This window comes from Bacillus sp. FSL M7-1020 (assembly GCF_038050415.1).
In the GTDB taxonomy this organism is placed as follows: domain Bacteria; phylum Bacillota; class Bacilli; order Bacillales; family Bacillaceae_G; genus Bacillus_A; species Bacillus_A toyonensis.
In genome coordinates this window covers 1,155,315-1,177,920 of sequence record NZ_JBBOTW010000001.1, presented here as the reverse complement: position 1 = coordinate 1,177,920, position 22,606 = coordinate 1,155,315, and the positions used below count along the sequence as shown (strand labels likewise).

Below are 22,606 nucleotides of genomic sequence, written 5' to 3'. Positions count from 1 at the left end.
TAACCGAATTTTCAGAACTTTATTTTGATAGGTGAGGAAAGCTTCACTCACCTATCAAACCCTTATTTTACAAGCGCTATAAACGATTTCAATTTTCCAGCTGCATGAACATATGCTCTCGCCGATGCTTCCAATACGTCTTGCGCAACACCAAAACCTGATACTTGATGCGTTCCTTCTTTTAATTCAACATGAACATGAGCAAGTGCGTCTTGACCTTGTGTAATAGATTGTATGCGATAATCTGCCAATTCACATTCTAATCCTAAAATTCTTTGGATTGCATTGTATATTGCTTCAATACTTCCAGAACCAGTCGCTGCATCTTCGTATATAGTTCCCGCCTCATCTTTCAATACAACTGTCGCACACTGTGTACTATTCGATACGAAGTGTACTTGCAATTGCGTAATGTTATATTGCTGCGCTGCAAAAGCTGCTTCACCAAGCATAAGTGCACGTAGATCTTCTTCCGTAATTTCCTTTTTACGATCAGCTAATTTTTTAAACGCTTCAAACACCACATCGCGTTCTTCGTTTGTAAATTCATAGCCTAGTTCTTTCATTTTTTCTGTAAATGCGTGACGCCCAGAATGTTTGCCAAGTACAAATAGGTTTTGAGATTCTCCTATAAGTGCTGGTTCAATGATTTCATATGTTGTCACTTCTTTTAAAACACCATCCTGATGAATGCCTGATTCGTGAGCGAAAGCATTCGCTCCCACAATCGCTTTATTTTTCGGTACAACCATACCCGTTAACCTACTTACTAATGTACTTGTCGATTTAATCTCTTTTAGCGTCATCGAAGGCTCCGCCTTATAGAAATCTTTTCTAATATGAAGAGCAACTGCGACCTCCTCTAGTGCAGCATTCCCTGCTCTTTCTCCAATGCCATTAATCGTTCCCTCTACTTGCAGTGCTCCACCTTCAACCGCAGCTAACGAATTTGCCACCGCCATCCCAAGATCATCGTGGCAATGACAAGAGAAAATCGCTTTTTCATATGAAGGAACGGATTCTTGTAAGTATTTAAATAAGGAATAGTATTCTTCTGGGTTCGTATAACCTACTGTGTCTGGAATATTGATTACATTCGCTCCTGCACGAATCGCAACTTCTACTGCTTCAGCTAAAAAATCTCTTGATGTTCTTGTCGCATCTTCTGCAGAAAATTGCACTGTCGGAAATAAAGATCTCCCAAGCGTAACCGAGCGATAAATACTATCTAACACATCTTCTTTTGACATACAAAGTTTATATTTCATATGAATATCACTCGTAGCTAAAAATACATGTAAACGAGGAGATACAGCACCTTTCACAGCTTCATATGCTCTTCGAATATCACTTTCTTTCGCTCTAGCTAAACTCATAACTGTAGCATTTTGAATGGTATTTGCGATGCGCTTTACCGATTGAAAATCGCCTTCGGAAGCTGCTGCAAAGCCAGCTTCCATGACATGAATACCTAGTCTCTCTAATTGCCTTGCAATTTGCAATTTCTCTTGTTCATTTAAATTCACTCCTGGTGATTGTTCGCCATCACGTAGCGTCGTATCCATGAACAAAATCTGCTTCATATTATTTGACCCCTGCCTTTACTCGCGGCTGTACGAAAGGCATCATTTCACGTAATTTACGTCCAACTACTTCGATTTCATGTTCATTCTCTTTCTCATTTGTCGCATGGAAATTTGGTTTTCCTGCTTTATGCTCTGCAATCCAACCTCTTGCAAATGTACCATCTTGAATTTCGGCTAGCACTGCACCCATCGCTTTCTTCGTATCTTCCGTTACAACACGTGGTCCTGATACGAAGTCGCCCCACTGCGCTGTATCTGAAACTGAATATCTCATATTTTCAAGTCCACCTTCATACATAAGGTCAACAATAAGTTTCAGTTCATGTAAACATTCAAAATATGCAAGTTCAGGCTGGTATCCTGCATCAACTAGCGTTTCAAATCCAGCTTTTACTAGCGCAGTTACTCCGCCGCAAAGTACAGCTTGCTCTCCAAATAAATCTGTTTCTGTTTCTTCTTTAAACGTCGTTTCTAATACGCCCGCTCTCGTCGCTCCAATTCCATCAGCATAAGAAAGTGCCTTTTCAGTCGCAACTCCTGTCGCATCTTGATATACGGCAAATAATGCAGGAACGGCTCCGCCTTCAGCAAACGTACGGCGTACAAGATGCCCCGGACCTTTAGGCGCTACTAGAAATACATCTACATTAGCTGGTGGTTTCACTTGATCAAAGTGAACATTAAATCCGTGTGCAAAAACGAGAGAATTTCCTGCCTGTAAATTTGGTGCAATTTCCGCTTCATATACTTCTGGCTGCAGTTCATCAGGTAATAAAATCATTACTAAATCAGCCTGCTCCGCTGCTTCTGCTACTGTATATACAGAAAATCCATCTTCTTTCGCTTTATCCCAAGATTTACCTTTTTTTAAACCTACTACTACATCAAATCCGTTATCACGCAAGTTTTGCGCATGCGCATGACCTTGCGAGCCATATCCGATGATTGCTACTTTCTTTTCTTTTAATACATTTACCGTTACATCTTTCTCATAATAAACCTTTGCCATTTTCATTTCCCCCTATATTTAAATGATTATTGAATTAACATAACTTGCTTATCTTGTTTTTTCATACTACGCGTAAATGCTGTTACACCCGTTCTAGCAATTTCTTTCAAACCGTATGGACGAAGTAATTCAATTAATGCTTCTACTTTCTCCTGCGTACCAGTTACTTGCACAACTATGGAATCCTTCCCAACATCTATTACAGCGGCTCGAAACGGTTCAATTAAACTATATAATTCTGCTCTTGCTACTGATGTTGCGACTTTAATAAGTGCAAGTTCTCTTGCGATCATCGCTTCTTCTGTAATATCTGACACTTTCAAAACATCAATTTGCTTATGAAGTTGTTTAATTAACTGCTCCACTTGCTGTTCATTTTCAACGTGTACAACAATTGTCATCCGTGATATGTCCGATGATTCTGTATGACCTACTGAAATACTTTCAATATTAAAATGTCTTCGTGTCATAACACCTGTAATTCGGTTTAACACACCACTTTGATTTCGAACTGTCGCTGTAACAATTCTCTTCACCTTTTTTCCACTCCCTCCATTTGGTGAACACCTTTCCCTGGCGCAACCATCGGCATTACCTTTTCTGATTGAAGTACACGGCAATCAATTACGACCGGTTCTTGTAATTCAATCGCATGCTGTATTTGCTTCTTTGCAAGAAGTGGATCATCTATGCGAACTCCTTTTATGCCATACGCATTCGCAAGAGCGACGAAATCTGGTTGACACGACAGTAAAGAGTGCGAGTATCTTTGATTATAAAATTCATCTTGCCATTGTCTTACCATTCCTAAAGCTTCATTATTTAAAATAAAAACTTTAACAGGTAAGGAATGTTCTTTTAAGACACTTAATTCTTGCAGGGTCATTTGAAATCCAGCGTCACCGACAATTGCAATAACTAGTTCCTCAGGCTTTGCAATTTGCGCCCCAATTGCTGCTGGAAATCCGAAGCCCATCGTTCCTAATCCACCTGAAGTTACCCATTTATCTGGATTTTTCAGCGGATAATATTGTGCGGCCCACATTTGATGTTGCCCAACATCTGTTGTTACAATCGCTTCTCCTTTCGTAAGTTCATATAACATATCAATTGCGTATTGAGGTTTAATACTTTCAGAATTTCGTTTGTAAGAGAGTGGATATTTTTCTTTTCTACCCTTTAATAAAATGAGCCAATCATGATGATTTTCTTTCTTCCCTTCTGATTGAAGTAATACTTTCAAAGCTCGCTTAGCACTTGCAACAATAGGAATTTCAGTCGGCACATTTTTTCCAATTTCTGCTGGATCAATATCGATATGTGCAACAGTCGCCTCTTTAGCAAAATAAGCTAAATTCCCAGTAAGACGATCATCAAATCTCGCACCAATATTGATCAGTAAGTCGCATTCATATAGCGCCATATTGGCTGTGTAAGAACCATGCATTCCTCCCATCCCTAGAAATAGTCCATCATCTGGCGGAAAACCACCAAGACCAAGTAACGTATGCACAACAGGAATTTCATATTTACGAGCAAAACTTGTTAATTCTTTCGAAGCTTTCGCATGCAATACACCTGCTCCAGCTAAAATTAACGGTTTTTTTGAAATCTCAATTGCTTGTAATAATTTGTTTATTTGGAGTAGATTCGGTTCATAATTAGGGTTGTACCCTGGTAAATCCATTTGCACGTCACTACATCGTTCCCCTTGTTCTACTACCATATCTTTCGGAAGATCAATTACGACTGGACCTGGTCTTCCAGTTCTAGCGATATGAAATGCTTCTTTAATAATTCGAGGTAAATCCGAGGCCTTTCGCACTTGATAATTATGTTTTGTTACTGGCATCGTAAGCCCCATAATATCCGCTTCTTGGAAAGCATCACTTCCAATTAACGTTGTTGCTACTTGCCCTGTAAATACAACAAGTGGCAATGAATCAATCATCGCATCAGCTAGACCAGTAATAACATTTGTAGCACCAGGCCCGCTTGTTGCAATTACAACCCCTGGATTTCCAGTAATTCTGGCATACCCTTCAGCTGCATGAATGGCCCCTTGCTCATGCCTTGTTAAAATATGCGGAATTTCACAGTCATAAAGCGCATCATAAAGAGGTAAAACGGCACCACCCGGATAACCGAAAATCACTTCTACGCCTTCCTTTTCTAGCGCTTCTAACAATAGCTGTGCACCAGTTGCCAGTTTCTCTTCCGTTTTTGAAGACATTGTTCTTATAAGCCCCCTTTTTAAAAAAATTTATAAATAAAAAAAATCCTACGTCCACACTCCAGCTATGTGCTGAAGGGACGAAAGATTTCGCGGTACCACCCTTCTTCGCAAGAATACTCTTGCCTCAGTGACCCATAAATGAGTCTAGCTAATAACGGAGCTACCGTCTAAGCCTAACCAAATGCTTCAGCTTAGCACTCAAGGGCGATGTTCGTCGACGTGAACCATCGGTTTCCAGCAACCACCGACTCTCTGTGAGGCTTCACAATCAACTACTCCTCCCTATCAACGCTTTCTCATTTCATAAAGAGTTATTATCCAACTTTATTTTCTTCGTAAATTTTCTCTCCATCTTCTACAACTAATTTACGGAATTCTTCTAGTAAACGATTCGTATGTAGTCCCGTTTTTCCTAAACCAATCGTCCTACCATCTACTGTCGTAACAGCAATAACTTCAGCAGCTGTTCCTGTTAAAAATACTTCATCAGCTACATATACATCGTGTCTTGTAAATAACTCTTCTCTTACGTCATACCCAAGTTTTTCGCCGATTTCTAAAATTGCGTTTCGTGTAATACCTTCTAACGCTCCAGCAGAACTTGGTGGTGTAATTAATTTATTTCCTTTTACAATAAATACGTTATCTCCTGAACCTTCAGCTACGTATCCTTGATCATTTAACATAAGTGCTTCTTGTACTCCAGCTAATTTCGCTTCAATACGAACTAAAATATTGTTTAAATAATTTAAAGATTTTACTTGAGGTGATAAAACATCTGGTCGATTTCGGCGCGTTGCAACTGTTACAACTGGAATCCCCTTTTCATAATATTCTTGTGGGAATAAAGATAGTTGTTCTGCAATTACTACTACATTCGGTGTCTTACAAGAATCAGGATCTAACCCAAGATTTCCTGCTCCTCTCGATACAACAAGGCGAATGTATCCATTAGATAATTTATTTTTTCGAATCGTCTCAACAACAATATTCGTTACTTCATCTAACGAATATGGAATTTCTAACATGATGGATTTCGCTGATTCATATAACCGGACAAGATGCTCTCTCAAACGGAAAACATTACCGCTATAAACTCTAATGCCTTCAAACACTCCATCGCCATATAAATAGCCATGATCATATACTGAAACTTTTGCTTCGTCTTTTGGAACAAATTCTCCATTTAAGAAAATCCATTGTTCGTTCACTGGAAAGCGCCTCCTATGTTCTATGAATTTTTTATTGTTTCCTAGTTTACTCTCCTTTCTAAATAAATCAAGTGAATTTTTAGAAAATTTTTAATTTTTAATCGTACGTACATCTTTAATCATATTGATTTAACAACATTGTTAACGTTTACAAAAAGTCAAAAAATTTTTTTCGCCAATTTCCACTAAAAAAAATATTTGTTTAAAAGAAGGATTTTCTCTAAGAGGTACGAATCTATTGTATTCAATAAACGGACGTCCGATTTTATAAATTCGGGAATATATAACGACTTTTGCTGAAAAAGGGGGAAAATAAAAAAATTAGTGCTGTGTAAAAATAACATTCATATTTTTCATTTCGAAATCATAATCCTATTTTAAAAAAACAATTTGTCAAAATGAAGGAGGAAATAAATATGGCGTGTGTACAAATTAAAGGAACGAGACAAGAGGTAGTTGAAATGCTACAACTATTTGATCTAATGGATACGAAAGGTTTTTGTAAATTCGATAATTATGTAGAGGTAGAACCGAATAACAAAGAACATAATAATTTTATCGCTTCAATCGATATTCAATCTAATCCTTCTTCCGCACAGGATACATTAAACGATCAATTCGTTAGTCAAATGCTTACTGGTGTTTATAACGACTAAACAAATATATGCTTCCTACCATCTTTTCATAAATATATGCTATAGACTTGAGCATACTAGCAACTAGATGGTAGGAGGTGAGAATTATGGCTAGAATTGGCGTTGAAAACTCATTAACAGATGTTCAACAAGCTCTTCAGCAACAAGGACATGAAGTCGTTACACTTAACTCAGAAAATGATGCACAAGGCTGCGATTGTTGTGTTGTAACTGGGCAAGATTCTAATGTGATGGGGATTGCAGATACATCAATAAAAGGATCGATAATTACAGCTCATGGTTTAACAACAGATGAAATTTGTCAGCAAGTTGAGAACCGTATTTAAAAGTCATTTCTCATTATGGTATAACACACAAAAGAAAGAGGACTCCTTTTAAAAAAGGAGTCCTCTTTTTTATATTCACCTAACGGGAAAGTAACATATACTGGATGAAAGCCCTACCTCTCTCTCATCATTACGGTTCCAATGACCGCTCCTTGATTCACTAGTATACATATATGGCTTACAAATACAATTTATAGGGTTTGTTCACAAAAGTTGTTGATAAAATTACCCGATCTTTCGCAAACTTTTCGTATTGTATTCATAAGAGATATTTACTTTACACTAGCTGTAACCGAGACACGAATTAAAATTTTAACACCAATACAGTAACTTGTCAATATTTTTTACAAATTAAAAACAGACAGTAACGGTTTGTCTGTTTTAGAATGGAGCTTTTTCTTTTATTACATATACAACAAAGCCGCTTACTAACATAAATAAGCCAACTACTAAGTTTTTAATATTAATCATACATTCCTCTCCCTTATTCCACACATCTTATTATATATTTACATTTCAATTATTCCGATCATCCTAAAGCGCACTTTTTCTAATATATCACAATTCCTAAAAATTGCAAGTTCACTTTTGACGACCATTCACAAATTTATCTACAGTACTTGGTACAGTGTTTAAAGCTTTTTCAATTAAATGTGTACTACTGTTAAGATGCAATACTTGTACTCCGTTAGAACCAACTACTAAAAAAGCAACGGGACTAATGGAAACCCCAGCCCCACTTCCGCCTCCAAATGGATGCCCTGGCTTATTCTCTTTATGCTGACCTTGTCCACCATTATATTTTTCAGTAATGAAATCCCCTTTAAAGTCACTTCCACCAGCTCCAAAACCAAACGCCACTTGAGATACTGTTAATACTACATTTCCGTCAGCTGTCGAAACCGGACTTCCAACAATCGTATTTACATCTACCATCTCTTTTAAATTTGTCATTGCTGTTTTCATTAAATTTTCAATTGGATGTTCCATTATGTACTGCACCCTTTCCTCATTATTCCTTTTTATACTTTCCAAAATAGAGGAAGTCATACTAACTTTTCCTATTTCAAAAAAACAATTTTCTTCTACATGGATATTACTCCCTGCCTATCCTCGGATAAAAAAGAAAAAGAGATACATACTACTATTGAACCTTGTTATGAAAGGAGTCATGACTTTGACTGAGAAATTTGATGATTACAAAAAAAGAGATAGAATAGATAGTGATTATAGTGACTATAAAGAAGAATATGCAGCTGAAGTTGCACCACAGCGCATTGATTATGATTACGATAAGAAAGAAGATAAAGATGATGTAAGATCGTCTGCCGCTGGATCAACTGCCGGTTTTATCGCTCTTGCCTTATCTATATTATCACTCTTCACCTTCCCAACACTATTTGGTCTTGTTTCTGTGTTACTAGGAATTTACGCTTATAATCGCGGAGCTACTGTAACTGGTGGTATCGCTGCCATTGTTGGTGGAATTGCTGCACTCATCGCGATTTTATTCCGTGTAGCACTTATCGGTTTATTGTTCTCCCTTTTTTAAAAAGAAAAAGGTATCTCGCTTTATGCGAGATACCTTATCCTGTAAATACATCTTCTGATGGATATTTTATTTTTTGTTTTGCTGGGCGTGCTAAAGAAAACACAAGTGTTAGCGGTCCAATTAATCCACAAAACATAACAAACATAATAATACATTTTCCAAATGCTGATAGCTTCGCAGTAATCCCCATCGTTAATCCAACTGTGCCAAATGCTGAAATTGTCTCAAATAGTAGCTGAATAAAGCTAAAGTCTTCTGTAAGCATTAATACAAATACTGCTGTAAAAATAAGTATTTGACTGGCAACGACAATTGCTAACGCTCTCGTTACTGTCGACATTTTAATTGTACGCTGAAATAAAACAATTTCCTCCTTCTTTCTAAAGAAAGAAAGGACAGATGTAATTAAAATAACAAACGTCGTTAATTTAATACCTCCACCCGTTGATACACTTCCTGCACCGATAAACATTAAAACCATCGTAAATAATATAGATGATTCTTCCATCCCTCCATAGTCAACTGTATTAAAACCAGCTGTACGAGGTGTAATACCTTGAAAGAAAGACGCCCATAACTTTTCATTTAAAGATAAATTCCCTAACGTCTTCACATTATTATATTCCAATACAAAAATCACAATCATTGCTATAACATTTAGCGCTACTGTTCCAATAATCATTATTTTTGAGTGAAGTGATAATTTTCGAAAACTACGACTATACCATATATCAATTAATACGGTAAAACCGAGTCCTCCTATTACAATTAAGGAACAAATTCCAATATTAATAATAGGGTCTCCTACATACCTTGTTAAATTATCTGGCCAAAGAGCAAACCCCGCATTATTATAGGAAGCAATTACATGGAAAATACTATAGTATAAACCTTTCCCAAAACCAAACTCTGGAATAAAGCGAAACGATAAAAAGATGACTCCAATGAATTCAATACAAATAGAAAAAATAAAGACACGTTTTACTAATTTTACAAGACCACCTATATTTGTTTGATTAAATGCTTCTCCAATTAATAATCGATGGCGTAAGCCAATTTTTTTACCTAGTACCCAAACAATTAAAATGGCAATTGTCATAAGACCTAAACCACCTGTTTGAATTAGAAACATAATAACAATTTCACCAAACATCGTAAACGTACTTGCAGTATCTACTACTCCTAAACCCGTTACAGTCGCTGCCGACGTTGCTGTAAAAAAAGCATCTACCCAACTAATATGTACTTTCGTTGCGAATGGTAACTTTAATAACAAACCTCCGGCCACAATTAAGCAGAAAAAACCTAATGCTAATATTTGTGGTGGGTTTAATTGTATAAAACGATTATACAAACTTTGTCTTTTTGTTACTTTCATATCACTAACTCCCTTTATTAAGTGAAGCTTCTATCCTCTCATAAATACAGGTTTTTAAGAACCTACAAGTAGCGGGATAAACCTTATATTCTCATAACATAGTTGAGCATAATCCTTTTTTTCATAGATTTCAACTTTTATTTATATTCGAACTTTACTTCATTTTATGACAGAAAAACTTTCTATTATCTTTCTCTTAACTCTACAACTCTTGCAACAATAATTTTATATGTACTATTTTTCAAATCCCCATACCTTTCACTCTATGTTCACATGGGAGTCACATCTATCTTTTATAGTATATGTATCGAAGCTGTTCCTCCCTAATTTAAGACATTCCCCAGTGTCTTTGAATAGCTTCCATCCCTAATTAAATTGACATAAATTGTCCCCTTCCTTTGACCATCTTTTATACGATGGTCTTATTTTTTTGTCTTTCTATCCTTTTTTAAACTCCCTCTCTCTTTCACTCTATGTTCACACGAGGGTCACATCTATCTTTTATAGTATATGTATCGAAGCTGTTCCTCCCTAATTTAAGACATTCCCCAGTGTCTCTGAATAGCTTCCATCCCTAATTAAATTGACATAAATTGTCCCCTTCCTTTGACCATCCTATGTGATGGTCTATTTTATTTTCTGAAATTTATTCTTTCTATAAACTACAGAAAAATCAGACTATTCATATAAAAACAAATAAAACCTTGCGAATTTTTCAGAAAATATTGTCAAAACAGGGATTTTTTCGGTACAATTCATTTAGAAAGTAATTGTACAAAAACAAGGGGGGATTTTATTGAAGCAAACAAAAGCGATCTTACTTGCATTGTTTCTTGGTCTAATTGTTGGACTCACTTTAAATTTAGCTGCACCATCTATTTTTGAACCTTTAAATCAATATGTGTTTAACCCAATTGGCCAACTGTTTATTCGACTCATTAAAATGCTAGTTGTTCCTGTTGTATTCATTTCCATCGTACTAGGGGCTGCTGGTCTTGGAGATCCGAAACAACTTGGAAGAATCGGTTTAAAATCAATTTCATTCTTTCTCGTCACAACAGCAGTTGCTATCTCTATTGCAGTGACATTTGCACTTATCATCAAACCAGGAACTGGCGGTAACTTTAAAACAGACGGGCTTACGTATGAAGGTGCAAAAACTGAAACATCTTTCGTCGATACATTGCTGAATATTGTGCCAGATAATCCAGCTAAAGCGATGGCTGATGGTAACATGTTACAAATTATTGCCTTTGCTGCATTAATCGGACTCGGTTTAGCTGTTTTAGGAAAACGAGTTCAAAGTATCCATTCATTACTTGAACAGGGCAACGAATTAATGATGTATCTTGTTAATCTCGTTATGAAATTAGCCCCAATTGGAACATTTGGTTTGCTTGCTTCATCCGTTGGTAAAATGGGGCTTGCAGGCGTCGCTGCGATGTTCAAGTATATGATAGTCGTTATGTTAGTACTCATTATTCACGGTGTCTTCATATATGGCGGCTTATTAAAGATATTAGCAAAAGAAAGTATTATTCGTTTCTTTAAACATTTCGGACCAGTAATGGCAATTGGATTTAGTACATCTAGCTCTAATGCATCTCTTCCATTCGCAATGAAAACGGCACAAGAAAAACTTGGAGTTCCAAAAGCGATAAGCTCCTTTGTACAACCACTAATGGATGGCACTGCCATTATGCAAGGTGTGGCAACTGTATTTATCGCTCAAGTGTACGGAGTTGAACTTACATTAGCACAATTAGCCATGGTCGTATTAACTGCTGTACTAGCTAGTATCGGCACTGCTGGTGTACCAGGTGTTGGACTTGTAATGCTTACAATGGTTTTAAATCAAGTAAACCTACCAGTAGAAGGTATTGCTTTAATTATCGGTATTGATCGCATCCTAGATATGTCTAGAACAGCTGTAAATATTTCCGGTGATGCAATTTGCGCAATGATTGTCGCAAAATCAGAAGAAAAATATAATACAGATCAATCGGCAGCATCTTAAATCAAAAAAGGAGTGAAATGATTCACTCCTTTTTTGATTTACTTCCTTTTTTTGAACGATATTCTTTCCCTTTATTATCGTTACCAGTTTCGAATTCAGTACTAAATTCCTGATTAAACTTTCCTGATTTTGGTGAACCTTGATTCGCGCTTCCTTTACTACCATTACGATTCGTCATATTTCTCCCTCCTTCCATTATTAGTAGTATGGCGCTCTATCTTTTTTCATACACATTTTATTTTTATAAGCTATTACACAAGAAAGAAGACCTTCCACATATAAGGAAGGTCTTCTTTTCCACTAGGTAAACGTTTTCTCGTTTGTAATTAATTAAATAAGTTTTTGGGAAATAGAAATCATTACATTCATTTCATCTTCTGAAAGTGCGGAAAATCTTTCTTGTAAGTATCGTTTTTTCGCCTCTTCCATTTTCGCAACTAAATCTTTCCCTTGTTCTGTAATCTCTAAATATACAACTCGGCGATCTGATGTAGAACGTGAACGGGTTACGAAACCTTTATTAATTAATTTTTCTGTAACAGCTGTAATATGACTATTCGACACATTTAACTCATTAGCGACACGTGATACCATTTCTTTATTTGTACGATTCAATATTCTAAGGACGATGAACTCATTCCACGGTATGTAACCACCAAATATTTTTCCAATGTCATTACGCAACGTGCGAAACATCGCAAAAACATTTGTCGATAGTTCTTCCATTAATTGTTCTCTATTTTGAGACAACTTTGACAGCCCCTTTTATTTCATTTAGTTAAATAAAAACCTTATTAATAATTTTACATGAAATCTTACTTTTTGTCACCTTATTTTCCCATAATTCGTAGCTTTTTAATATGCATTTCGTGATACAATGAACTTGATTTTCCAGAAAAAGGAGTTGAGGTAGTGAGTGAGGAAGACAAATTTTCTAATCTCAGTCTAAAAGATAGGACTATCGTTATTAGTTTTGTTGTTTTTATTCTCATTACATTTTTTACATTTACATTTATATTTTTTGTATATGTAGGAATCTTTCAAATTACGGGTATAGAATACTCATCACGAACAGCTATACTACTCTTTTTTTTACTTATTCTTTTATTAGATGGTATTACATATTTTATATTCATTTTCTTTAAATCGCTCCTACAGCCAATGATGACAAGTATGCCAAATTGGTCTCAATTGCTCTTCTCTCCATTATTGAAATTACACTAGATTGGTTCGTCATTCATACTGCCGACGACTGGATAGAGAGCGTACAAATGTCCAACATAGCTGAACTATGTGTCGCACTATTCCTTTACACACTAAATATATTATTTAGTGATAAGAAAGAGTAAGAATACAAGCTTTTCTATATAAAAATTGGTACAATAAAAGCAAATCATACTAAAGAGGTGTTAATTATGAACTTACAACAATGGGCTGATAAAGGTATGTCCTTTGATACATATGTAAATGAAATGAAAGTAAACCAATATGAGCTATTACATATTTACAATAACTTTTTAATTCCAAATGAATTACTCCCAGTTTTAGAAGAACGCCAAAATGATGGCTGGCGTGTTATCGTATTAACAGCCGACTGGTGCGGAGATGCTCTTTTATGCGTACCTGTTATGAAACGAATTTCTGAAGTTGCAAATATTGATATGAGCTTATTAATTCGTGATGAAAACTTAGAATTAATGGATCAATACTTAACAAATGGAACAGCACGTGCAATTCCAATCTTTATTTTCATTGATAAAGACGGAAATGAACAAGCTGTCTTTGGACCACGCGCTCCAAAAGTACAAGAATTAGTAACTTCAATGCGCGCTACATTGCCTGAAAAAGAAGATCCAACATTTGAAGAAAAACAGAAAGAAATGTATGCTAATTTCCGTGCTACATTAGCTGATGATACTTCTCTTTGGGAACATGTAATGGAAAGTATGATTGAAAAAATAGTAAAATAAAAAAACTGCCGAAATCGGCAGTTTTTTTTGCAAAATCATAATCTTTTTTTCTGAGAATATGCAACATCTACGCACTCTGCTAAACGCTCCATCTCACCCATATATACCGCACGCGTCATCCAGCCAGTCAACTTGTACATAATCTTATATATAAAGTTCTTCGGTTCAAATTCTACGATTAAAGTAAGCGATGTACCTTCTTCATCCTCTTCTAACATATAAGTTGCAGCAGTATAACCTTGTTTCATTTCACATCCAACTGATACGATATACGGTTCATCATACTCTAAAATTTCCGCCTCAAATTCATATATTTTCTTCCCCATTTTTTGCACAGATATATATTTATCACCTTCACGAGGTTTTTCAACATCTATATTTGAAGGATACCTATTTTCTACCATAAAGGTACTCCATTCTAGTATTTTCTCGTCATTATGTACATAATCAAACACAACATCAATTGGTGCCGGAATTACTATCTCTATTGCAAAACTCACTAAACTGCTCCTCTCAAATACCCTATAAATTTTCTCTATATTAATGTAACAAAATCATTATGTCATATTTTACATAGTGAAATACAAGTAAATGAGAGCAAAAACTTTATTTTCTCCTGCTATAAAAGAAATACCCTATAGAGTAGACTTTTTCAAGCGTCTAATCTATAGGGTATTTCTGGTGATTTCTTCTTACATAATGAAGAAGAAATAGAATACCGCAGCTAAAATGAAACGATAGTAAGCAAACGGTGTTAGTTTTACACGTGCTAATAATTTTAAGAATGAAACAATTGCAAACATCGCAACAACAAATGCTGTAATAAATCCTGTTGCAAATAACGGTATATCAGCCGTACTTAATATATCCCAACTTTTAATTAAATCTAAACCACTTGCAGCCACCATCATTGGAACTGCTAAAATGAACGTATATTCAGCTGCTGCTGTATGAGACACGCGAGCTAATAAACCACCACTTATTGTTGATCCAGAACGAGAGAACCCTGGCCAAAGCGCTAAACATTGGAACATTCCAATTGTAAATGCTTGTTTATATGTGATTTCATCTAACGTTCTTGCTGTACTTGGTTTTGAAAATTTCTCAGCAACAATCATTAAAATACCACCAGCTACTAAGCTAATGACAACTGGTCCTGGACCAAATAAAACTTTTTTAATTGTACTATGGAATAATACGCCAAGTATGCCAGCAGGAATCATCCCAATAATAATATGTAATAAATTCAACGACGGTCCGTCTGTTACTTTACCTATGCCAACTAAAGACCATAAACGCTTCCAAAATATAACAACAACTGCTAAAATCGATCCCAATTGAATAACAACTTCGAAAACTTTCGCTCTCTCGTCGTCAAATCCAAGTAAATGACCTGTTAAAATCATATGTCCTGTTGATGAAACTGGTAAAAATTCTGTTAAACCTTCAACAGCACCCATGATTATTCCAATTAACCAATCAGCCACGAGTAGTGCCTCCTTAATAACGAATATGTAATTTTTTCACACCTTATCATAATACCTTATCCCTTTTCAATGTGCATCCTTTTTTTATTGCTTTTATATATACTGGTGCGTATTTCTTTTTTATTTTTTGATTAAATTGTATGATAGGAAGGATTGTTTTTTTATCGGAAAGGGGATTTTATGAAAGAAACTACTTCATTCTCACAAAAGCTAAAACACTTTGTATTACTATTCTTCCCGATTTTCGTAACCCAAATGTCATTATTTGCAATGAGCTTTTTTGATACGACAATGTCCGGACATGCCAGTCCAATTGATTTAGCAGGTGTGGCTATCGGAACGAGTATATGGCTCCCAGTTAGTACAGGATTAACAGGGGTTTTAATGGCTACTACTCCTATTGTTGCCCAACTCATTGGATCCAAGAAAAAAGAGGATGTTCCTCACGTTGTCATACAAGCAGTTTATTTAGCAGTTTGCGCTAGCTTCGTTGTTATCCTTATTGGCTTCTTCGTTGTTCCACCTATTTTAAATGGCATGCGATTAGAAGAACCTGTTGAACGTATTGCAGCACAATTTTTAAGTATTATCGCGATTGGAGTTATCCCATTATTTACTTATACTGTTTTGCGTGGATTTATTGATGCATTAGGAAAAACTCGAACAACGATGATCATTACATTACTATCATTACCGATTAACGTAGTATTAAATTATGTATTAATTTTTGGGAACTTTGGTTTCCCTAAACTCGGTGGTGTCGGTGCAGCAATTGCTTCTGCAGCAACCTATTGGTGCATTTTAATTATTACCGTCATTATTATTCGTACGAAAGAGCCATTCGCATCTTTTAATATTTTTAAACAGTTATATCGTCCTTCTCTTTCGAGTTGGAAATCATTTTTAAAACTTGGCGTCCCTATCGGATTTGCTATCTTTTTTGAAACGAGTATTTTCGCTGCAGTTACACTAATGATGAGTAACTTTAGTACGACAACAATTGCAGCGCATCAAGCAGCTATGAACTTCGCTTCCTTGTTATATATGACTCCTTTAAGTTTAGCAATGGCAATGACGATAGCAGTTGGATTTGAAGTTGGAGCAAAACGATATGATAACGCAAAACAATATGGATTTATCGGCATTGGATTAGCCCTTGCTTTCGCTCTTTTCTATTCGATTCTTCTTTATTTCTTTGATGATGAAATTGCATCTATTTATACGACAGATGCAAATGTTCACCATTTAGCAAAAGAGTTCCTTATATTTGCGATTTTATTTCAAATTTCAGATGCAATTGCAACTCCTGTACAAGGAGCACTACGTGGTTACAAAGACGTAAATGTTGCGTTAATTATGACATTAGTCGCTTATTGGGTAATCGGTCTCCCTCTCGGTTACATATTAGCAACGTACACTGACTGGGCAGCAAAAGGATATTGGATTGGTCTTATTATCGGTCTAGCATTTGGTGCTAGCTTCCTTCTAATCCGTCTCTTCCAAGTTCAAAGAAAATATACAACACAAAACAGCCGCTAACGCTAGAGCGGCTGTTTTCTTTATGCATATTTTTTCTTGTAACGTATAACATAATGAAAAAGAAAGGTGGATACATATCATATGGACGAAAAAGAAACAGATCAATCATTCGATGAAGAATTCGCCCCTGAAATCTCACCTGGATACCAGCAAGATATACATAAACCACCTAAATATAAAAACGCTTCGTTTTTAATGGGTATTACTATTTTCGCTGCTGTATTACTCGTACTCATTATTTTCGTCTATTTTTAAGGAAAGGTGACATATTATATGAAGAAACAAGATTCAAATCACTCAAAAAGAACTGTGAAAACGGAAAAAGGATATGTAGGCGATTCTGTTTATACACAGAAACAAGTGGAGCAAGGAAATGTATACATTGCTCAAAAAGAACTTGGTCAACAAAATGAAAATCTTTAACCCCCTCTACTCCTCGAGGGGGCTTTTTATCCCGCTATTTGTGGACAGTAAGAGTGAACACCTTACTGATTAAAGTTTCACTTTATTGTACGTACTGCTTTTGTTCGAGCACCCTAAATATATTATTAACCTTTACAACTTTCACGTCATAATTTACTTTCATTTCACTTCTCTTACCATTTTCAGTACCCGCAACATACGCTACAGCATGATAGAGAAAACTCTCATCCGTCACTTCACGTATCTCCTCGTTTGTAAATTTATACTCTAAATCTCGAAAACGATTTGGATAATAATTTTGTATTAATTGTTCATATCCCCTACTTACAAATATCTCTTCGCCTTTTCGCTTCACATCTTCTTTATTATGAAACTCAAACACTGATAATTGTGCTGTCACAAAGTGCTCTCCTACCTGTTTCATTTCTTTATGAGTTAAAGTTTCTATACTTTTATTCTTTAATTCCTTATTTAACTCGTACTGATCTATCGATTTAAAGGTAGCGAAAACCGCCTCTTTATATGACCAAAACAAACCAAAAGCGATACATATAGAAATGATTACTATTCTTTTCTTCACCATACACCCCATCCCTATTCATAATGTTAGTTACATATTAACATATAGAATGAAAATTCTGATATTATAAAATGGAATATCAGAATTTTCACTTAGAAACGAGGAACGATTATGGACTCTTACAAACAGTATATAAAACAGGCTCTGCCTAATCTTTCTATACATTCATATAAACAAAATGAAGAAGGATGGGATAATATAGCGGTTATAATTAATGACGACCTACTGTTTCGTTTTCCACGAAAATAGGAATATGCTAAACGAATTCCGTTAGAAAAAAAACTATGCACACTTCTCTCTCATTCGCTACAAGAAATTGAGGTTCCAAAGTATCACCTATTATATAAAAAGGATACTGATACTATTCCGCTTTGTAGTTACTATACTCTCATTCATGGTGAACCGTTACAAAAAGAAATAGTTACCACACTAGAGAAAAAAGAATTGAAAGCAATCATTACACAATTAGCTACTTTCCTTGTGGCACTACATAATATTCCTGTAAAACAAGTTACAACGTTAGGATTTCCAATTGAAAAAACAATTACCTACTGGAAAGAGCTACAAACAAAATTAAATCAGTATCTTACTAACATGTTTACTTCATTACAGAAATCAGCCTTACATCATTTATTCGAAAATTTCTTTGCCTGTATAGCTACATCCACTTTTCAAAATACAATTATTCACGCCGATTTTACACATCATCACATTTTATTTAATAAGCAGAGCAAGAGTATTTCAGGGATTATCGATTTTGGTGATGCTCAAATTGGAGATCCTGCCTTTGATTTTGCCGGGCTCTATTATGATTTCGGACGTGAATTTACTACATCTGTATACGAACAATACAGTACAATTATTTCTCACCACGATCCATTACTCATTCACCGTATCACTAGTTTTTATCAATACAGCCCTTTACTACATAATATTATTTATAACTTTGAAACAAAGAATGCGCTTAAATTCATAGCAGATACAGAACAGCTAAAAGCGATATTACAGGGACGAGATTAAATTCTCTCCCTATATTCTTTCTCCTCATACATCATTAACTTTTTATCCATTTCAACAATAACTTTGTACAATTGAAATGCCTGTAAAATTTGCAGTTGAATTCCAAAAGGAGCATTTTGTTCTTTTAACCATTGAAATACTTTCGTTTCATCTTTCATTGATTATTCCTCCTCTTATAAAGTGAAACTTTAATCAGCGGGGGCATCCCCCACTGATTATTAGCCCGCATTAAAATCTGCTGCAAATATACCGTAAATGATGAAAAGCTTTTCATGTCAATAACAAAAAGGATGCAAATTTGCATCCTTTAATGTACGATATTTTCCTTCTGCTTCGCTTCTTCCTTTACTTCTTCCCCCTGGCATTCACTACGAAAAGCACAACTCGTACACTCTGAACGAAAATGACGCTCTGTATAGTGCTCAGGTTGCTGTAACATTTCTTTCATTCTAAATAAATCATCCATTCCAGTTATAATATCTTCCTGTTTCGGAATGTATTCATACTTAGTTCCTTCTATTAAATTAATAATTTCAATTTTCCCTGGAAGAATGCCGAAAGCTTTATAACTGAATACTGTCATTAACTTCTGACAAAGAGCTAGCATTTCCTCATCCGCATCAATAACATATTTTTTAATTACAAATGACTCTGTACTCCACTCACCAACTTCAAATGTCAATGACATGTGGACACCTAACTCTTCCATATATGTTTGAAACTTCTCATACAAAAACAATGGTGGCGTCTGACTATCATCTCTTTCAACAAACTGTAATAAGTGATCAGTTAGCTTTGCTAATACAATATAGTACTCCGTCTTCGAAGCAAACATACTAATCCTTACCTTTTTCCAATACTTTTCTATTAATATTAAAAGTACAATTTTCGTTTGTTGGCTCGCAGGTAGCGTGTAATACTCATTAATAATTTGATTCACAATCATTTGTGCTATTTGTTGCCATTCAAATGAAGAAGGTTCTCTTCTTTTTATATGACGGAAATAAAATTTATGTGGACAACGCATAAAATCATACAAATGATAATCTGTCATCGTTTTTATTGCGATTTTCTCATGCAATTGCTCTTCATCTCCCTTCTGCCATTAAGAAAGGTGTTTTACGAATTCAGCTCCAAACTGTAAACATTTTTCTACATCTTCATCTTCTGGCGTTAATTCTACTTTTAGTCCTTCTAACACAACTGCTGCTCCGCGTTCCTGCAGCTTTTCTATTAAAATATCAACCGCTACTCCGTATTTTGGATAAGCCGAATCACAAGAACCGAATGCCGCTGCTTTTTTACCAGTTAAATCAATAGAATCCATTGCATCATAAAAATCTAAGAAGTCGTCTGGAAGATCCCCGTCTCCCCAAGTATAAGCGCCTAAAATAATACCATCATACTGTTCTAATATAGAAGCTTCTGGTGAATCCATAATATCAATAACTTCAATCTCATTCTCTGTTTCACGAATGGCGCCTGCAATATGATCTGCCATTTCCTCTGTATTTCCACTCATACTTGCATAAATCATTACTAGCTTACTCAACTGAATCTCTCCCTTTACTATGTATCGCTTTTTCTGTTTGCATTTTATTCTTCTCATCTACATATTCAGAACGAATTACATTTCGTTGCCATTCCATATGCTGATCAACATCTTTATTTTTATTTTTTAATCCCCTTCGCAGAAGGTGATATTTTTTTCTCATTAACATGTCGCATCCATTCTATTGATAATAATTATCAATTTCAACTGTAACATTAGATTAATTGAAATTGATTATCAAAGTCAATAACTATTTTTAAAAAAATGATTAAAATGTACAAGCTTGTCCGTTAGCTATTCATATACTATAAATGAGCATAGTTCTTTCTCAGCCCTCTCTGACGGAAAGAAATAAAAGCAACTGCGATAGAGCGCAGTTGCCTTTTTTTATATGCACCTATGATTTTAGTAGTCTTATGGCCGCCTCTAAAAATAATTCCACTCCATAAATTAAAGCCGATTCATCTACATCAAATTTTGGATGATGGTGCGGATAACAAGTATTATCCTCTTGATTCCTCGTCCCCAATTTAATGAAGCAACCCGGTGCTTTTCTTAAATATGCTGAAAAATCTTCTCCCCCCATAGAAGGTTCAAGCTTCACAACACGCTCATTCCCGAACAAATATAGTGCGCTTTCTTCTACCACTTTTGTAATATATTCATTATTAATAACAGGATCATATCCGTAACGATACGTATATGTGTAATCCCCTCCATGTGCTTTTGTAATTCCTTTCACGATTTGTTCAATTTTCTCTTCTGCTTCCAATCTTAACGTTTTATTAAAAGAACGCACAGTTCCCATTAAAGTTGCCGTATTGGGAATAATATTGTCAGCCTTTCCCCCATGAAATTGCGTAACTGAAACTACCCTCTGCATAAAAGCACTTGTATTTCTTGATACGATATGTTGTAAATTTGTAATAATCTGCGCTCCAATAGCAATAGGGTCTATCGTTTCTTCTGGCCGCGCTGCATGCCCTCCTTTACCGTGAATTTCAACTGTAAATACGTCTGGCGCTGCCATCATCGGCCCATATACAATTCCTATCTTCCCGCTTTCCAATCCAGACATAACATGTAAACCTATTACATAATCAACACCGTCCATCACACCCGCCTCAACCATTTCCCTAGCACCACCAGGATATACCTCTTCTGCATGCTGAAAGAATAGACGAATTTCCCCTACAAACTCTTCCTTCATATTTGACAGCGCCTCTGCTGTACTTAACAAAATAGCCGCATGTGCATCATGCCCACACGCATGCATCCTTCCTTTATGAACAGATGTATAAGATTTACTTGTCTCCTCTTGAATTGGTAAAGCATCAATATCAGCTCGAATCGCAACTACTTTACCTTGTTCCACACCCCTTTTAATTGCTAAAACACTGTATTTCGTTGGCCTTGTTACTTCAAAAGAAGAAAATGAACATAACGTATCATATATAAATTGCGAAGTTTCTTTTTCATGAAACGATAATTCCGGATACTTATGAAAATGCCGTCTCCATTTCATAATATTTTCTTCTGAAATAAGACTCTTCCACACTCTATTCATGATAATTTCCTCCTTTTAAAAAAGAGCTAGAAATTTAAAGTTTACTCAGCCTTTGTTGATTGCATGAAAAAACAAATATTATATTTTTCACGCCTTCTCACAATCCACTTTTATGTATTCATACAATCCACTTTCTATTTACATGTCAAACCCATTACAAATTCATGCCGAATGTAATATAATTGCTAAGTTAGGGATTTTCTTTTTTAGTATTTAGTGCTAATATCAGAAAAGAGCCTTTTGTCTTATTTTTACCTAAAATGTGGAATTTTGTTTTTTTCACAATAATGTAGGACATGATACCTACAAAGAGCTATTATTTCATTAAGAGAGGGAAAGACATGGAAAGATTAAAAGAGATATGGTCTCGACCACTCACACAATGGGTTGCAAAGACGGTTTATTATCTTGCAATTTTATTTGCATTACTTTGGTTGTATGGATTCCATGATACAAACACAAGTACATTTATTTACAATGAATTCTAGGGTGGGAAC

The 22,606-nt window shown here is 35.5% G+C and carries 27 protein-coding genes, 3 pseudogenes and 1 other annotated feature; of the genes and pseudogenes, 11 read left to right on the top strand and 19 right to left on the bottom strand.

What is annotated here, in order from left to right; translation table 11 throughout:
- Positions 1–62: 62 nt before the first annotated feature.
- The 6 genes and pseudogenes from leuA to MHB70_RS06095 all read right to left on the bottom strand — a co-directional run bounded on the left by leuA (position 63) and on the right by MHB70_RS06095 (position 6,399).
- A complete protein-coding gene (leuA, locus tag MHB70_RS06120) occupies positions 63–1,583 on the bottom strand; it encodes a 2-isopropylmalate synthase (protein WP_000809591.1) in 1,521 nt (506 codons plus the stop codon).
- A gap of 1 nt (position 1,584) precedes the next feature.
- Positions 1,585–2,595: a ketol-acid reductoisomerase gene (ilvC, locus tag MHB70_RS06115; RefSeq protein WP_001151718.1), complete on the bottom strand. Its 1,011-nt coding sequence runs from the start codon at positions 2,593–2,595 to the stop codon at positions 1,585–1,587.
- Positions 2,596–2,621: 26 nt separating this feature from the next.
- Complete coding sequence (gene ilvN / locus MHB70_RS06110) at positions 2,622–3,131, bottom strand: acetolactate synthase small subunit (protein WP_000822948.1); 510 nt, start codon at positions 3,129–3,131, stop codon at positions 2,622–2,624.
- Positions 3,128–4,828, bottom strand: a complete 1,701-nt coding sequence (gene ilvB / locus MHB70_RS06105) for an acetolactate synthase large subunit (protein ID WP_000095847.1) — start codon at positions 4,826–4,828, stop codon at positions 3,128–3,130. Before ilvB ends, ilvN begins: the two co-directional genes overlap by 4 nt.
- 73 nt (positions 4,829–4,901) lie before the next feature.
- Positions 4,902–5,129, bottom strand: a binding site (T-box leader).
- Positions 5,130–5,145: 16 nt separating this feature from the next.
- On the bottom strand, positions 5,146–6,042 hold the full coding sequence (ilvE, locus tag MHB70_RS06100) for a branched-chain-amino-acid transaminase (RefSeq protein ID WP_001005494.1): 897 nt from the start codon (positions 6,040–6,042) through the stop codon (positions 5,146–5,148).
- 141 nt (positions 6,043–6,183) lie between these two features.
- Positions 6,184–6,399: pseudogene (locus tag MHB70_RS06095) on the bottom strand (hypothetical protein).
- Positions 6,400–6,458: 59 nt separating this feature from the next.
- Between MHB70_RS06095 and MHB70_RS06090 the strand changes: the two are divergent.
- Both MHB70_RS06090 and MHB70_RS06085 read left to right on the top strand, forming a co-directional pair.
- Positions 6,459–6,698, top strand: a complete 240-nt coding sequence (locus MHB70_RS06090; protein WP_000752506.1) for a DUF3911 family protein — start codon at positions 6,459–6,461, stop codon at positions 6,696–6,698.
- A gap of 86 nt (positions 6,699–6,784) precedes the next feature.
- Positions 6,785–7,024 carry a YkuS family protein gene (locus MHB70_RS06085; RefSeq protein WP_000101012.1) on the top strand — a complete coding sequence of 80 codons (240 nt, stop codon included), beginning with the start codon at positions 6,785–6,787 and terminating at the stop codon, positions 7,022–7,024.
- 381 nt (positions 7,025–7,405) lie between these two features.
- Here MHB70_RS06085 and MHB70_RS06080 read toward each other — a convergent pair whose 3' ends face one another.
- Together MHB70_RS06080 and ytfJ are read right to left on the bottom strand one after the other, a co-directional pair.
- Entirely contained in the window at positions 7,406–7,495 is a 90-nt protein-coding gene (locus MHB70_RS06080; protein ID WP_000608227.1) for a hypothetical protein, read from the bottom strand.
- A 111-nt stretch (positions 7,496–7,606) separates the two neighbouring features.
- Complete coding sequence (gene ytfJ / locus MHB70_RS06075; protein WP_061530167.1) at positions 7,607–8,074, bottom strand: GerW family sporulation protein; 468 nt, start codon at positions 8,072–8,074, stop codon at positions 7,607–7,609.
- A gap of 109 nt (positions 8,075–8,183) precedes the next feature.
- Between ytfJ and MHB70_RS06070 the strand changes: the two genes are divergently transcribed.
- On the top strand, positions 8,184–8,576 hold the full coding sequence (locus MHB70_RS06070; protein WP_002038267.1) for a hypothetical protein: 393 nt from the start codon (positions 8,184–8,186) through the stop codon (positions 8,574–8,576).
- A 34-nt stretch (positions 8,577–8,610) separates the two neighbouring features.
- Here MHB70_RS06070 and MHB70_RS06065 read toward each other — a convergent pair whose 3' ends face one another.
- Entirely contained in the window at positions 8,611–9,954 is a 1,344-nt protein-coding gene (locus MHB70_RS06065) for a TrkH family potassium uptake protein (RefSeq protein ID WP_000869131.1), read from the bottom strand.
- A gap of 796 nt (positions 9,955–10,750) precedes the next feature.
- On the opposite strand from MHB70_RS06065, the gene MHB70_RS06060 reads away from it, so the two are divergent.
- A complete protein-coding gene (locus MHB70_RS06060; protein ID WP_061530709.1) occupies positions 10,751–11,971 on the top strand; it encodes a dicarboxylate/amino acid:cation symporter in 1,221 nt (406 codons plus the stop codon).
- 22 nt (positions 11,972–11,993) lie between these two features.
- Here the strand turns inward: MHB70_RS06060 and MHB70_RS06055 are convergent, their stop codons facing one another.
- Both MHB70_RS06055 and MHB70_RS06050 read right to left on the bottom strand, forming a co-directional pair.
- The gene (locus MHB70_RS06055; RefSeq protein WP_000184925.1) at positions 11,994–12,149 is read right to left on the bottom strand and encodes a hypothetical protein; all 156 of its coding nucleotides are present in this window, start codon (positions 12,147–12,149) and stop codon (positions 11,994–11,996) included.
- A gap of 152 nt (positions 12,150–12,301) precedes the next feature.
- Positions 12,302–12,721, bottom strand: a complete 420-nt coding sequence (locus MHB70_RS06050; protein WP_000081437.1) for a MarR family winged helix-turn-helix transcriptional regulator — start codon at positions 12,719–12,721, stop codon at positions 12,302–12,304.
- Positions 12,722–12,883: 162 nt separating this feature from the next.
- On the opposite strand from MHB70_RS06050, the pseudogene MHB70_RS06045 reads away from it, so the two are divergent.
- Together MHB70_RS06045 and MHB70_RS06040 are read left to right on the top strand one after the other, a co-directional pair.
- A pseudogene (locus MHB70_RS06045) lies at positions 12,884–13,299 on the top strand (YrvL family regulatory protein); the annotation flags it as partial.
- Between the two features lie 54 nt (positions 13,300–13,353).
- Positions 13,354–13,941 carry a thioredoxin family protein gene (locus MHB70_RS06040; RefSeq protein ID WP_073990710.1) on the top strand — a complete coding sequence of 196 codons (588 nt, stop codon included), beginning with the start codon at positions 13,354–13,356 and terminating at the stop codon, positions 13,939–13,941.
- A gap of 35 nt (positions 13,942–13,976) precedes the next feature.
- Here MHB70_RS06040 and MHB70_RS06035 read toward each other — a convergent pair whose 3' ends face one another.
- Positions 13,977–14,441 (bottom strand): SRPBCC family protein, encoded by a 465-nt coding sequence (locus tag MHB70_RS06035; protein ID WP_000006430.1) that lies wholly within the window; start codon positions 14,439–14,441, stop codon positions 13,977–13,979.
- Positions 14,442–14,633: 192 nt separating this feature from the next.
- Positions 14,634–15,428 carry a bacitracin resistance undecaprenyl-diphosphatase gene (uppP, locus tag MHB70_RS06030; protein WP_000796245.1) on the bottom strand — a complete coding sequence of 265 codons (795 nt, stop codon included), beginning with the start codon at positions 15,426–15,428 and terminating at the stop codon, positions 14,634–14,636.
- A gap of 180 nt (positions 15,429–15,608) precedes the next feature.
- Between uppP and MHB70_RS06025 the strand changes: the two genes are divergently transcribed.
- From MHB70_RS06025 to MHB70_RS06015, 3 genes are all read left to right on the top strand, one after another.
- The gene (locus MHB70_RS06025) at positions 15,609–16,967 is read left to right on the top strand and encodes an MATE family efflux transporter (protein ID WP_000665536.1); all 1,359 of its coding nucleotides are present in this window, start codon (positions 15,609–15,611) and stop codon (positions 16,965–16,967) included.
- A gap of 81 nt (positions 16,968–17,048) precedes the next feature.
- Positions 17,049–17,222: a hypothetical protein gene (locus tag MHB70_RS06020; RefSeq protein WP_000343564.1), complete on the top strand. Its 174-nt coding sequence runs from the start codon at positions 17,049–17,051 to the stop codon at positions 17,220–17,222.
- A gap of 18 nt (positions 17,223–17,240) precedes the next feature.
- Positions 17,241–17,390: a hypothetical protein gene (locus tag MHB70_RS06015; RefSeq protein ID WP_000743730.1), complete on the top strand. Its 150-nt coding sequence runs from the start codon at positions 17,241–17,243 to the stop codon at positions 17,388–17,390.
- 82 nt (positions 17,391–17,472) lie between these two features.
- On the opposite strand, the gene MHB70_RS06010 is transcribed toward MHB70_RS06015, so the two are convergent.
- The gene (locus tag MHB70_RS06010) at positions 17,473–17,982 is read right to left on the bottom strand and encodes a hypothetical protein (RefSeq protein ID WP_002038211.1); all 510 of its coding nucleotides are present in this window, start codon (positions 17,980–17,982) and stop codon (positions 17,473–17,475) included.
- A 99-nt stretch (positions 17,983–18,081) separates the two neighbouring features.
- On the opposite strand from MHB70_RS06010, the pseudogene MHB70_RS06005 reads away from it, so the two are divergent.
- Positions 18,082–18,990 (top strand): annotated as a pseudogene (locus tag MHB70_RS06005) (aminoglycoside phosphotransferase family protein).
- Here the strand turns inward: MHB70_RS06005 and MHB70_RS06000 are convergent.
- From MHB70_RS06000 to MHB70_RS05980, 5 genes are all read right to left on the bottom strand, one after another.
- Complete coding sequence (locus MHB70_RS06000) at positions 18,987–19,148, bottom strand: hypothetical protein (RefSeq protein ID WP_000651091.1); 162 nt, start codon at positions 19,146–19,148, stop codon at positions 18,987–18,989. The pseudogene MHB70_RS06005 and the gene MHB70_RS06000 overlap by 4 nt on opposite strands.
- A 149-nt stretch (positions 19,149–19,297) precedes the next feature.
- A complete protein-coding gene (locus MHB70_RS05995) occupies positions 19,298–20,071 on the bottom strand; it encodes a hypothetical protein (RefSeq protein WP_000544543.1) in 774 nt (257 codons plus the stop codon).
- Between the two features lie 24 nt (positions 20,072–20,095).
- Positions 20,096–20,542, bottom strand: coding sequence for a flavodoxin (locus tag MHB70_RS05990; RefSeq protein WP_000041161.1), 447 nt, complete (start codon positions 20,540–20,542; stop codon positions 20,096–20,098).
- Positions 20,535–20,705, bottom strand: coding sequence for a hypothetical protein (locus MHB70_RS05985; RefSeq protein WP_001228174.1), 171 nt, complete (start codon positions 20,703–20,705; stop codon positions 20,535–20,537). Before MHB70_RS05985 ends, MHB70_RS05990 begins: the two co-directional genes overlap by 8 nt.
- A 234-nt stretch (positions 20,706–20,939) precedes the next feature.
- A complete protein-coding gene (locus MHB70_RS05980) occupies positions 20,940–22,109 on the bottom strand; it encodes a M20 metallopeptidase family protein (protein ID WP_001082804.1) in 1,170 nt (389 codons plus the stop codon).
- Positions 22,110–22,450: 341 nt separating this feature from the next.
- Between MHB70_RS05980 and MHB70_RS05975 the strand changes: the two genes are divergently transcribed.
- Complete coding sequence (locus MHB70_RS05975) at positions 22,451–22,597, top strand: teichoic acid D-Ala incorporation-associated protein DltX (protein ID WP_000440293.1); 147 nt, start codon at positions 22,451–22,453, stop codon at positions 22,595–22,597.
- Positions 22,598–22,606: the final 9 nt, after the last annotated feature.

Excerpts from the sequence above, each read along its gene's own strand:
- MHB70_RS06015 (WP_000743730.1), top strand. The coding sequence starts at position 17,241 with ATGAAGAAACAAGATTCAAATCACTCAAAAAGAACTGTGAAAACGGAA.
- MHB70_RS06000 (WP_000651091.1), bottom strand. The coding sequence starts at position 19,148 with ATGAAAGATGAAACGAAAGTATTTCAATGGTTAAAAGAACAAAATGCT.
- MHB70_RS06085 (WP_000101012.1), top strand. The coding sequence starts at position 6,785 with ATGGCTAGAATTGGCGTTGAAAACTCATTAACAGATGTTCAACAAGCT.
- leuA (WP_000809591.1), bottom strand. The coding sequence starts at position 1,583 with ATGAAGCAGATTTTGTTCATGGATACGACGCTACGTGATGGCGAACAA.
- ilvB (WP_000095847.1), bottom strand. The coding sequence starts at position 4,828 with ATGTCTTCAAAAACGGAAGAGAAACTGGCAACTGGTGCACAGCTATTG.
- MHB70_RS05975 (WP_000440293.1), top strand. The coding sequence starts at position 22,451 with ATGGAAAGATTAAAAGAGATATGGTCTCGACCACTCACACAATGGGTT.
- MHB70_RS06010 (WP_002038211.1), bottom strand. The coding sequence starts at position 17,982 with ATGGGGTGTATGGTGAAGAAAAGAATAGTAATCATTTCTATATGTATC.
- MHB70_RS06020 (WP_000343564.1), top strand. The coding sequence starts at position 17,049 with ATGGACGAAAAAGAAACAGATCAATCATTCGATGAAGAATTCGCCCCT.
- ilvC (WP_001151718.1), bottom strand. The coding sequence starts at position 2,595 with ATGGCAAAGGTTTATTATGAGAAAGATGTAACGGTAAATGTATTAAAA.
- MHB70_RS06025 (WP_000665536.1), top strand. The coding sequence starts at position 15,609 with ATGAAAGAAACTACTTCATTCTCACAAAAGCTAAAACACTTTGTATTA.
- MHB70_RS06065 (WP_000869131.1), bottom strand. The coding sequence starts at position 9,954 with ATGAAAGTAACAAAAAGACAAAGTTTGTATAATCGTTTTATACAATTA.
- MHB70_RS06090 (WP_000752506.1), top strand. The coding sequence starts at position 6,459 with ATGGCGTGTGTACAAATTAAAGGAACGAGACAAGAGGTAGTTGAAATG.
- MHB70_RS06080 (WP_000608227.1), bottom strand. The coding sequence starts at position 7,495 with ATGATTAATATTAAAAACTTAGTAGTTGGCTTATTTATGTTAGTAAGC.
- MHB70_RS06070 (WP_002038267.1), top strand. The coding sequence starts at position 8,184 with ATGAAAGGAGTCATGACTTTGACTGAGAAATTTGATGATTACAAAAAA.
- MHB70_RS05985 (WP_001228174.1), bottom strand. The coding sequence starts at position 20,705 with ATGAGAAAAAAATATCACCTTCTGCGAAGGGGATTAAAAAATAAAAAT.
- MHB70_RS05980 (WP_001082804.1), bottom strand. The coding sequence starts at position 22,109 with ATGAATAGAGTGTGGAAGAGTCTTATTTCAGAAGAAAATATTATGAAA.
- ytfJ (WP_061530167.1), bottom strand. The coding sequence starts at position 8,074 with ATGACTTCCTCTATTTTGGAAAGTATAAAAAGGAATAATGAGGAAAGG.
- MHB70_RS06055 (WP_000184925.1), bottom strand. The coding sequence starts at position 12,149 with ATGACGAATCGTAATGGTAGTAAAGGAAGCGCGAATCAAGGTTCACCA.